General features: G+C 31.9%; 13 protein-coding genes. 4 read left to right on the top strand and 9 right to left on the bottom strand.

Features of this window, described 5'->3' with window-relative positions; all coding sequences use genetic code 11:
* The coding region (locus tag ACI32A_RS05455; protein WP_439754025.1) for a hypothetical protein at positions 1-345 on the top strand (345 nt) is incomplete at its 5' end.
* Positions 346-378: 33 nt separating this feature from the next.
* Positions 379-738: a hypothetical protein gene (locus ACI32A_RS05450; RefSeq protein WP_439754024.1), complete on the top strand. Its 360-nt coding sequence runs from the start codon at positions 379-381 to the stop codon at positions 736-738.
* A gap of 122 nt (positions 739-860) precedes the next feature.
* On the opposite strand, the gene ACI32A_RS05445 is transcribed toward ACI32A_RS05450, so the two are convergent.
* From ACI32A_RS05445 to agaB, 5 genes are all read right to left on the bottom strand, one after another.
* Positions 861-1,262 carry a DUF3284 domain-containing protein gene (locus ACI32A_RS05445; RefSeq protein WP_439754023.1) on the bottom strand — a complete coding sequence of 134 codons (402 nt, stop codon included), beginning with the start codon at positions 1,260-1,262 and terminating at the stop codon, positions 861-863.
* 39 nt (positions 1,263-1,301) lie between these two features.
* Positions 1,302-2,483 carry a helix-turn-helix domain-containing protein gene (locus tag ACI32A_RS05440; protein ID WP_439754022.1) on the bottom strand — a complete coding sequence of 394 codons (1,182 nt, stop codon included), beginning with the start codon at positions 2,481-2,483 and terminating at the stop codon, positions 1,302-1,304.
* Positions 2,484-2,572: 89 nt separating this feature from the next.
* Positions 2,573-3,445: a PTS system mannose/fructose/sorbose family transporter subunit IID gene (locus ACI32A_RS05435; RefSeq protein ID WP_439754021.1), complete on the bottom strand. Its 873-nt coding sequence runs from the start codon at positions 3,443-3,445 to the stop codon at positions 2,573-2,575.
* Positions 3,435-4,226, bottom strand: a complete 792-nt coding sequence (locus ACI32A_RS05430) for a PTS mannose/fructose/sorbose/N-acetylgalactosamine transporter subunit IIC (RefSeq protein WP_439754020.1) — start codon at positions 4,224-4,226, stop codon at positions 3,435-3,437. The genes ACI32A_RS05435 and ACI32A_RS05430 overlap by 11 nt, the downstream gene beginning before the upstream one ends.
* 37 nt (positions 4,227-4,263) lie before the next feature.
* Positions 4,264-4,740 carry a PTS galactosamine transporter subunit IIB gene (gene agaB / locus ACI32A_RS05425; protein WP_439754019.1) on the bottom strand — a complete coding sequence of 159 codons (477 nt, stop codon included), beginning with the start codon at positions 4,738-4,740 and terminating at the stop codon, positions 4,264-4,266.
* Between the two features lie 364 nt (positions 4,741-5,104).
* On the opposite strand from agaB, the gene ACI32A_RS05420 reads away from it, so the two are divergent.
* Complete coding sequence (locus tag ACI32A_RS05420) at positions 5,105-6,265, top strand: helix-turn-helix domain-containing protein (RefSeq protein ID WP_439754018.1); 1,161 nt, start codon at positions 5,105-5,107, stop codon at positions 6,263-6,265.
* Between the two features lie 26 nt (positions 6,266-6,291).
* On the opposite strand, the gene nagB is transcribed toward ACI32A_RS05420, so the two are convergent.
* Genes nagB through ACI32A_RS05405 form a run of 3 tightly spaced genes read right to left on the bottom strand, consistent with a single transcriptional unit; the run spans position 6,292 to position 8,639 of the window.
* Positions 6,292-7,017 carry a glucosamine-6-phosphate deaminase gene (gene nagB, locus ACI32A_RS05415; protein ID WP_439754017.1) on the bottom strand — a complete coding sequence of 242 codons (726 nt, stop codon included), beginning with the start codon at positions 7,015-7,017 and terminating at the stop codon, positions 6,292-6,294.
* A 1-nt stretch (position 7,018) separates the two neighbouring features.
* On the bottom strand, positions 7,019-7,453 hold the full coding sequence (gene agaF, locus ACI32A_RS05410; protein ID WP_439754016.1) for a PTS galactosamine/N-acetylgalactosamine transporter subunit IIA: 435 nt from the start codon (positions 7,451-7,453) through the stop codon (positions 7,019-7,021).
* A gap of 16 nt (positions 7,454-7,469) precedes the next feature.
* Positions 7,470-8,639: an SIS domain-containing protein gene (locus ACI32A_RS05405; RefSeq protein ID WP_439754015.1), complete on the bottom strand. Its 1,170-nt coding sequence runs from the start codon at positions 8,637-8,639 to the stop codon at positions 7,470-7,472.
* Between the two features lie 145 nt (positions 8,640-8,784).
* Between ACI32A_RS05405 and ACI32A_RS05400 the strand changes: the two genes are divergently transcribed.
* Positions 8,785-9,333, top strand: coding sequence for a hypothetical protein (locus ACI32A_RS05400; RefSeq protein ID WP_439754014.1), 549 nt, complete (start codon positions 8,785-8,787; stop codon positions 9,331-9,333).
* A 24-nt stretch (positions 9,334-9,357) separates the two neighbouring features.
* Here the strand turns inward: ACI32A_RS05400 and ACI32A_RS05395 are convergent.
* Positions 9,358-9,521: amidohydrolase family protein (locus ACI32A_RS05395; protein WP_439754026.1), on the bottom strand; the 164-nt coding region annotated here is incomplete at its 5' end.

The following is a 9,521-nucleotide window of genomic DNA, read 5'->3' as shown; positions in this document are numbered from 1 at the left end:
GTATATGATGGTGCATGGTCTGGAATGCGTGCTACAAATGTTCCTAGAACCATTAATGTATCCGTAATTTGTAGAGGAACAGGAATTTTCTCAGATCCCATGTATAATTGTACATTATATGTAACTTTGACATTTTACTATAATTCAAGCACAAATTTGATTACTTCCATTGGAGCATATAATGTTTACAGTTACTCTGCGCCAGGAGCACCACAAAATGCTAAAAACCCAAGATGCTCTGCATCTATTACCAATGGAGGACGTAGTGTAACTATTTATGGTTATATTGACTACACAGCCGTTTATTCACAAACTTTCACAGGATCAACAACTTATTATCTCTAAATCTATTATAATTTTTTTAAGGAGGTGACTTACATGAATAAATTTAAATGTATGGAATTTGATGATGATAATAAGAGAATCAATATTCTAATTGGCGATAAAGGTTTTGTGGATTACAAAGATATCGCAAAAGTTTCCCTTTTAAATGAAGATGCAAAATATAAAGGCAAAGGACAACCTTTTGTTCATCAGGTTTTAGGCGGTACAACATTTTATACAATTTTTGGAGAACCAAGTTTCTATGTTGGATTAAAGATTGTTTTAAAAGATAATACAATAAAAGCTGCTTATATTTCAGATAGAACAACAAGAATCAATACAGACATTTATAAAGAAGATGTAAAAGAAGGTAATTTGATTAAGAATAAAATTGAAAAACGAATTTCACAATAAAGAGATAGTATCCTCCACTATCTCTTTTTCATTGTATAAGTATTTTACGTTTCGCAAATTTAAATTATTTTCATTTTTGCGAAATGATTAACTATCAATAATGGTAAAAAAAAGAGATAGCATTATTCACTATCTCTTTTTGATAAAATATAAGACTCTATTTTAGATAACTGACTCTTTGCTGCGGATTTAAAGCGCATCTTATCAAAGGCATTGACTTTATGACCAATGGATTCTTCGCAATACGTAACTTCTATATTTCTTTCTTTATTTTCTTTAACTAAATAAGAAGTAATGGCTTCCATTTTATCCGTTTTCATTCGTGCTTTGTATTCACTATTTCTTTTAAACACTTCAATTTTCACATTCATCTTTTCTTTTCCATGTTTCTTAGAATACTGAAAACCACTTTCGACTTTATGAATGTTTTTATTTGTGGATTGTTTTACATCTTCTATAACAGATTCCTGTAAAGCATCAAAGAATTCTTTGGATGTAACATTTAATATTTTTGTATATTCCATTTTTTCATCTCCTTCATTCATTATACAAAAAAAGTCGAATTATTTCGACTTATAGATTTTATTGGCATATTCAGTAGGACTAATTCCATATTCTTGTTTAAAACGACGAGAAAAATAATGAATCGATGAAAAACCTAATAAATTTGATATTTCAGAAACCGTATATTTACTTTCTCGAATTAATTCCTTACTTTTATTTAATTTTATATTTAATATATAGCGCTTTGGCGCAATATTTAAGTTATTATTGAATAAATTCTGTAAAGAACTACGAGACAAACCAAAGTGCTGACATAATTCTTCAACGTTATTAAAATCACTAAAAACATTTTCATTAATATACAACAAAATTTCATTCAATAATTCATTTTCAAAATTCTGTTGCATAGGGGTACTGGCTACTTTTGTGATTTCCTGATCCGAATGCGATATTAATCCATATACAATGCGATACAAAGACTCAAACAACAACAAATGACTGTTTTCGTGTTCAATTGATGTACCTTGAACGAATAAATCCAAAGCCGATTTTGTACTTCGATCGACTTTAATCACTTTATTAATTAAATTCCTTTTATGTTCTTCCAATAAAACATCCATATCCACAATAATCGATAAATACGAACAAGAATTTTCCTGCGTTCTTTGACTATGAAACTGATTCGGTGCATATACAATTAATTCATTGGAATGCAACTCATATTCAATGCCTTCTACTACAGTATACAATGTACCCGAATCCACATACGTAATTTCCCAGTAATTAATGGATTCTCCTGTAAATTCATAGTGATGATTTCGTACATTATAATAATACGCAATCAATTCATTGACATGAATACTGGGAACAATTCTTTTATAGGTATATTCATGTTGAAGGAATACATTTTCAATGCGACATTCTGGAATAAAAGCCAATTCAATTTTAGCTTGTGTTCCCAGTGGAATAAAATTGAAATAATTTCCGCCATTAATTTTTATAATTCGATGCATCACAAATTCATCAAATTGTTTAGCATTCAAATCATCTGTAATGACCAGTAACGCAATTCCATCTAACATTTTCAAATAAATATCTGTTGTAGCTTTCAAAAAATAAGTAATCGATTCATTTGAGATATTTAGAACAAAATTATTTTGATGTGTGTCACGATTCTTCGTATAATCCGTATACACTTCACCATATTTCAAAAATTCCACACTCGATGTTTTATTGAACATTGTAACCCCTTTCATTGATTAAAAACCGATAAAAAGACTCGATTGAATCGAGTCTTTCATGTTAGAGAGTAATATTTATGCAATTGATTTTATCCGACTGTCCAAGGAACTGGTACAAGTGGTGTATAAGAACCAGACCAGATACCGAATACAGCACCAACAATACCAATTACCAAAATTAATCCGATACATTTAACTGGTGTCCATCCTTTTTTCTTGATCAAGAAGAACATCAATAATGTTAATAACAATGGTAATAAGCAAGGTAAAATCATGTCTAAGTAGTTTTGGATAACGATTGGGTTTTCACCATTGGCAATAGTGATACCTAAACGAGTTCCACCACCATAGTTAGCAATTAAAGCACCAACTACGAATACTCCTAATACAGAAGCAGCGTGAGTGAATTCTTGAGCAAATTCAGTCATCATGCTGACTGCTTTCATACCCAAGTTATATGACCAATACATTAATCCATAACGTAAAGCCATTTCACATCCAAATAAGATAATGAAATATAGAACAGGTCCAACAAATGATCCATTAATTGCCATATTAGCTGTTAAACCAGCAGTAATAGGAACTAATGTATACCAGAACAATGCATCCCCGATTCCTCCTAATGGAGCGGCAACAGAGATACGTACAGAACGGATTGTTTGGCAATCAGTTTTTAATTGTTCCATTGATAATACGATACCCATAACAAATGTTACAGCGAATGGGTGTGTATTAATAAAGTCCATATTATGACTCATTGAAGTTGCTAAGTCTTCTTTGTTTGTATGAATTTCCTGTAAACCAGGTAACATAGCCCATAACCAACCAGCAGATTGCATACGTTCATAGTTAAATGCAGCTTGTAATTGACAAGAACGCCAAATCATTTTTGTTAAAGTGCTTTTACTAACACGAGCAGCTGGAGTTGTGTCTACATATCTTAAATTTTGATTAGATTCCATCACTCATACCTCCTTCTGCAATTTTCTTATTTAATCCACTGATACGGAAGTCATTCAATGCAATAAAGATTCCCAAGAAAGCAACTAATAATAATGTTGCAGAACCTAATACAGGAATATTTCCAATTACCAATGCACAAACGAAACCAGCTAATAAATAACCCCACATATCGTTTGCTAACATGATCTTTAATAAGATAGCGAATCCGACAAAACGCATCATTCCACCGGCAGCACTTAATCCACCCATGAACCATGAAGCATTTTTAGCCAATGCTTCCAATGTACCAGACATTGCCACACCACCAACGTAAGCGATGATAGCGATAACAGCAAATAATCCACCTAAGATACACATAGAAGTATTTAATACAGCAGTAATTCCTTTTGGATTTGCTTCAGCAGCTGCTTTATCGGCTTTAGCCATTAAACCAGACATAACTGTAAATGTTAATGTAACAACGTATTGACCGAAAGTAGCGAAGATCATACAAGCACCTAATGCAGCATTGATATCCATTTTTGCTTTTACCGCAAAGATCATCGCAACAACACTACCCAATACAGCGTTAGGAGGCTGAGCCCCACCAACTGGCATGTTACCAATCATCATTAATTCATATGTACCACCAATTACCAATCCAGTTTGAACATCTCCTAAAATCAAACCAATGATTGGACATGCAACGATTGGACGATACATAATTTCTGTTAATGAGAATTGGTCGATCGCAAAAATAAAAGTTACGATAGCTAATAAAATAATTTCGATAACATTCATATTTTTTCTTCTCCAATTCTAAAATTTTAAATCCAGATTATTGAAATAATTTATCTAGATCTTCAGGAGCATATTGAGGAACACGACGAATTTCTAATTCAACTCCCAACTCCTGTAATTTTCTGAAAGTAGCCACGTCATCATCATCTACTGCAACACTTGTAGCAACTTGACGTTTACCTTCAGACATGTGCATGTTTCCAATGTTTACTTTTTTAATTGGAACTCCACCCTCCACAAGTCTTAAAACATCTTGTGGCGTTTCACAAATAATAGCAATCATTTGTTTTGGACTAGCTTTCCCAATAATTTGAATAGTTTTTTCAATTGAGAAATATCTTGTTTGTGCATAACCAGGTGCTGCCATGTTCATCAACCCTTGACGTAATTTGTCAGTTGAAACAGCATCATTGGCAACTAACAACAAATTTGCTCCTACAGATCCACACCACTGTGTCGCAACTTGTCCATGAATTAAACGATTATCAATTCTTGTTAAAACGATATTTGGCATAAATACTCTCCCTTCTCAGGACAACCTTTTCTGTCCTCTTGGCTATATTGTAGTTTTTTTGAGCAAAAAAATATTTACATTTTTTGTTTACCATTTTGTTTTTTTTAATTAATTTTAAAAATGTAAACGCTTTAATTTTGGCAAAAAAGAAAAACAATGCTTTTAATATTTATAAATAAAACACAAAAAATCAATCAATAAACAAACAGAAACAAACTAAAAAATACAATAACAAAACAAAAAACAACAATTTTCTAGTCTATGTCTAATAAATCCAAATAAATCCGCAAAAAATACAATATTTTTATATTAAAACAAAAAATTAAGGATTATAATAAATGAAAAGTACAAAAGAGGATTTATTATGTTCAACAAAACATCAAGCGTCGAATTCCTAAAATACGGCGAAGTCTTTTCAGACACATTTGAAAACACCCACGAAGAAAATCATATTTTAACCATTCAAAACGACACAACAACTTCTCTATACTTAGCCAGTGACGATGTTTATGTTCGATCCATTGAAGGTATCTGCATGTTAATTGTCTCCAATACATTAAATTCCGATGACTTCAGAGAATTTGTTATTCATCGAACGGTAAAAATTAATAAAGGTGTCTATTTTAATTTCATAACATTAGGATGCCAAGCCAAAGTTGAAGTGGCCTTTAACGAAAATACCTTTATACAAAATTACTTCTTTAAAAACTCATATACCTATTCAAGAATTAAACCCACATTTCGTATTCTTGAACTCATTGCCTATTACTATAATATTCGAAGCTCTAATTATCGCTTCTTAGGCGAAAAAGACCAGCACTGGGAAATTACATATGTAGATTCTGGAACGTTATATACCACCATTGAAGGACAAGAATTTGAGTTACATTCCAATGAATTAATTGTCTATGCCCCGGAACAATTTCATTCTCAAAGCACAAAACACGAAGTTTGTTCGTATTTAACATTCATAGTTTCTATGGAAATCGATGAAAAAGACAAAGAAAAACTCATTAATCGTGTCTTTAAAACATCACGCGAAACAAGATATGCCGTTGAAAAATTTGTACAAGCCGATGAAGCCAAAACCAATTATGACTACAATACATTAATTTTATCTTTAGAACGCTTAATCAATGAATTATTAAAAACCGGTCAAAGCGATAAAAAAATCGCCAGCACACCAATGCAGCAGCGATTTGAAAACGAAATGATCAATGAAATATTGTTGTATATCAATCAAAATATATATACATCTTTAACCGTCGAAGAAATTTGTGATCACTTTGCGATTAGTCGAAGCACTTTACAGTCTTTATTTCGAAATAATTTACAAATTGCACCTAAAGAATACATCAGCAATTTAAAATTAGAAAAAAGTAAATTATTGATTAAAGAAAGTAAATATACCATTTCAGAGATATCTTCTATTTTAGGATTCTCTTCTATTCACTATTTCTCCAGACGATTCAAACAAAAATTTGGACTCAATCCAAGTGATTATGCCAATAAAGTGATGAAATAAAAAAACGGTTTCCCGTTTTTTTATTTTTATAGTAAACTCAATGCTTCTTCATCCGCAATTAAAATTACATCACTATGGAATTTTAAAATAGAAGCAGGGACTTCTGGACGAACTGGTCCTTCAATTAATTCTTTGACAATTGGTGCTTTTGCTTTACCAGAAGCCACAATTAAAATACGCTTGGCACTCATAATTTCACCAATTCCCATTGTATATGCATATCTAGGTACTTCATCAATGGAATCAAATAAACGACTATTGGCTTGAATAGTACTTTCTGTTAATTCTACTTTATGTACTTTTTCTTCAAATACATCAGAAGGTTCATTAAACCCAATATGCCCATTGTTTCCAATACCCAATAACTGAAGATCAATACCACCCATGGATTCAATCACACGATGATATCTTTCACATTCTTCCTGTGCATTTTCGGCTTTTCCATTTGGAACATGGGTATTATCTTTATTAATATTGACACGATCAAATAAATTCTTATTCATAAAATAACGATAACTCTGATCATGACATCCATCTAATCCCACATATTCATCTAAATTTACTGTTTTTACTTGTGAAAAATCCAAGTCTCCTTTTTCACACCAATGCGTCAATGTATCATAAATCCCAATCGGTGTCGATCCAGTTGCCAATCCCAGCACACAATCATTTTTTAAAATAATCTGTGCCGAAATAATGTTGGCAGCTTTTCTGGACATATCTTTATAGTCACGTGCACGAACAATTCTCATATTAAATTCCATCTGAAAAATCATCGCTTTCTTCAGCTACTTCCACAGAAGCCATTTCAAAACGAATGATTTGATCCTTTCCTGTACTAACAGCCGAATTCACCAAAGATTCTAAGTCCATACCAAATTGACGAGCCATTACAATTTCAGCCAACATAGGAAGATTTGTACCTGCTACAATTTCAATATTCTGATAAGCCTGTGAAACTAAAACAGATGTTTTAAAAGGTGAACCCCCTGCTAAATCCGCAAAAACAAGAATTCCATCACAGTCACTTAAAGATTCAATAGCTTTTGTTAAATCAGCTGTTAATTGATCCACTTCATGTTCAAAATCAACAGCTACATAATGTTCTTGTGGACCTGCAATTAAATCAATGGAACTCGTTAAACCACTGGCAAAACGACCATGGCCCGTTACAATAATACCTACCATACGCTTTTCCTCCTATTTATTTTGTATAAGGATAAATAATGACACCCTTAACAACTCGATTCACTTCTCCAGATGGACATGGATTATCTGGTGTATATCCAGACTTCAAGGATTTAAATAACGCAATCACTTGAGCCACTGTAATATATTCAAGACCTAATAAAACATTTGGCAAAGCTTGTCCATTATCAAATGAAATAAAGTAATCCACATATTCTTTAATATCATCATCTTTTGAAGAAACCACTAAAATTTTATTTCCTTTTCTTTCTGGACTCATTTCCTTAATAATATCGTATTCATATTGACGAGTATAAGGATCATCTGACAAATAAACAACACATAACGTTTCTGGATTGATCACAGATTTAGGTCCATGTCTAAATCCCATTGGTGTATCAAAGACAGTATCAATTGTACCACCATTTAATTCACACATCTTTAAAGCCGATTCCTGAGCCACACCTTTATTGTTATTGCTTCCTAAATACACAATACGCTTGAAATCAAAGTCATCCACAACATGACTTGCCTGATTCCATGCATTGTCTAAGAAAGCCTGATTCTTTTCAATCACAACTTCTACTTGCTGAGCAAATGCATCTAAGTCATCTAAATGGAAAGCCAATAAAGTAGCTAAATACATATTAGAATAAGAAGAAGTCATCGCAAAACTTTGATCATGTGTTTCAGGTGTCAAATTAATTGCGTAACAATTTTCTTTTCCCACTGCAAATTTAGATAAAGCCCCATTTGCGTTACAAGTCACAAATAAATGATTGATGTTTTCACAAACGACATTGGCAACTTCAACAGCTGCAACCGATTCAGGTGAATTTCCACTGCGTCCATAGCTAATTAATAAAGTTGGTTTTGTTCTTGATAAATAACTTTCTGGATCGGCAACAATGTCTGTTGTTGCATAAGATTTTACTTTGTAATTATTTTTCTTTGTTAAATAAGGAAAAATTGAATTTCCAACAAATTCACTTGTTCCAGCTCCCGTTAAAATGATATCAAAGTCTTCATTTTTTGTTGTTCTTTCAATGAAAGCCTGAATCGCATCTTTTTCATTTTTGATTTGAGCAATTGTTTTTTTCCAAGTAGAAGGTTGCTGATAAATTTCTTTAGCCGTCCAATACCCATTTAATTCTTTCCAATTCTCTTCTGTTTTGTTAAATAACATAAACTTCCTCCTCGTTGTTTGTTTTTCAATTTGTATTATATTTTTATAAATTTGAAAAACAATAAAGCTACTAAATTGTGCAAAACCTAAATTAATTAATGAACAGAAATTTCGCTATAATTAAAACAGTACAGAGAGGTTTATTATGAAACAGACAAAAAAAGCATCGACACAAAATACCATGATTTCCGGTCCCAATATTTATCAAGACAAAGTCGGTAATACAATTTATTTTGATAAAAGAAATAAAATGGCTTATAAAATCTCAAAAGAAAAAAGTAAAACATTTCAAACACTTCAAATGCGATTTATATTAACATTGGTTGCTTTTATTTTATTCTATATCTTATTTGAAATTCATATTCTTATTTCATTGGCCATTAGTGCAGTAATCTTTATATTTATGGAATACCGCTTTAAAAAATTTTTGAACACATGTCCAAAGAGCACAAACTTCGATAAAAAAGATAAAGTGAAACCCATTGATCAAATGATTGAAAGCTCCATCCAGGATTTAGCGCTTCGCTTTGGTTTATATGGTATTTTGGGTATTCTATTAATTGTGAATACTTTTATTTCCAATAACGTCAAAAACCAGAACGGATTGATTGTTGCCAGTTATATTGTTGCGATATTTGCCCTCTATATGGCCTTTAAATACTTGTCTCTTATCGTTCGAAAAACAAAAAAATAAGGATGTCAAATGACATCCCGTTTTTTATTTACAAGCCTTTCCACGTGCATACGTTTGAATAACATCATAGTCGTTATTTAAAACAACAATGTCTGCATCATATCCTGCACAAATCTTTCCTTTTCGATCATCGATACGTAAAGCACGAGCTGGATTCAATGTACAAGAATTAATGGCATAATCAAATG

The organism is Floccifex sp., from assembly GCF_051873555.1.
Classification (GTDB): domain Bacteria; phylum Bacillota_I; class Bacilli_A; order Erysipelotrichales; family Erysipelotrichaceae; genus Floccifex.
Note: the sequence above shows the minus strand (reverse complement) of the source record. Positions and strands in the feature narration are given on the sequence as shown.

What these genes read in the sequence shown, in the direction of transcription:
- ACI32A_RS05405 (WP_439754015.1), bottom strand. Translation starts at nt 8,639, where the DNA reads ATGTTATTTAACAAAACAGAAGAGAATTGGAAAGAATTAAATGGGTAT.
- ACI32A_RS05420 (WP_439754018.1), top strand. Translation starts at nt 5,105, where the DNA reads ATGTTCAACAAAACATCAAGCGTCGAATTCCTAAAATACGGCGAAGTC.
- agaF (WP_439754016.1), bottom strand. Translation starts at nt 7,453, where the DNA reads ATGGTAGGTATTATTGTAACGGGCCATGGTCGTTTTGCCAGTGGTTTA.
- ACI32A_RS05445 (WP_439754023.1), bottom strand. Translation starts at nt 1,262, where the DNA reads ATGGAATATACAAAAATATTAAATGTTACATCCAAAGAATTCTTTGAT.
- ACI32A_RS05435 (WP_439754021.1), bottom strand. Translation starts at nt 3,445, where the DNA reads ATGGAATCTAATCAAAATTTAAGATATGTAGACACAACTCCAGCTGCT.
- nagB (WP_439754017.1), bottom strand. Translation starts at nt 7,017, where the DNA reads ATGAGAATTGTTCGTGCACGTGACTATAAAGATATGTCCAGAAAAGCT.
- ACI32A_RS05450 (WP_439754024.1), top strand. Translation starts at nt 379, where the DNA reads ATGAATAAATTTAAATGTATGGAATTTGATGATGATAATAAGAGAATC.
- agaB (WP_439754019.1), bottom strand. Translation starts at nt 4,740, where the DNA reads ATGCCAAATATCGTTTTAACAAGAATTGATAATCGTTTAATTCATGGA.
- ACI32A_RS05430 (WP_439754020.1), bottom strand. Translation starts at nt 4,226, where the DNA reads ATGAATGTTATCGAAATTATTTTATTAGCTATCGTAACTTTTATTTTT.
- ACI32A_RS05400 (WP_439754014.1), top strand. Translation starts at nt 8,785, where the DNA reads ATGAAACAGACAAAAAAAGCATCGACACAAAATACCATGATTTCCGGT.
- ACI32A_RS05440 (WP_439754022.1), bottom strand. Translation starts at nt 2,483, where the DNA reads ATGTTCAATAAAACATCGAGTGTGGAATTTTTGAAATATGGTGAAGTG.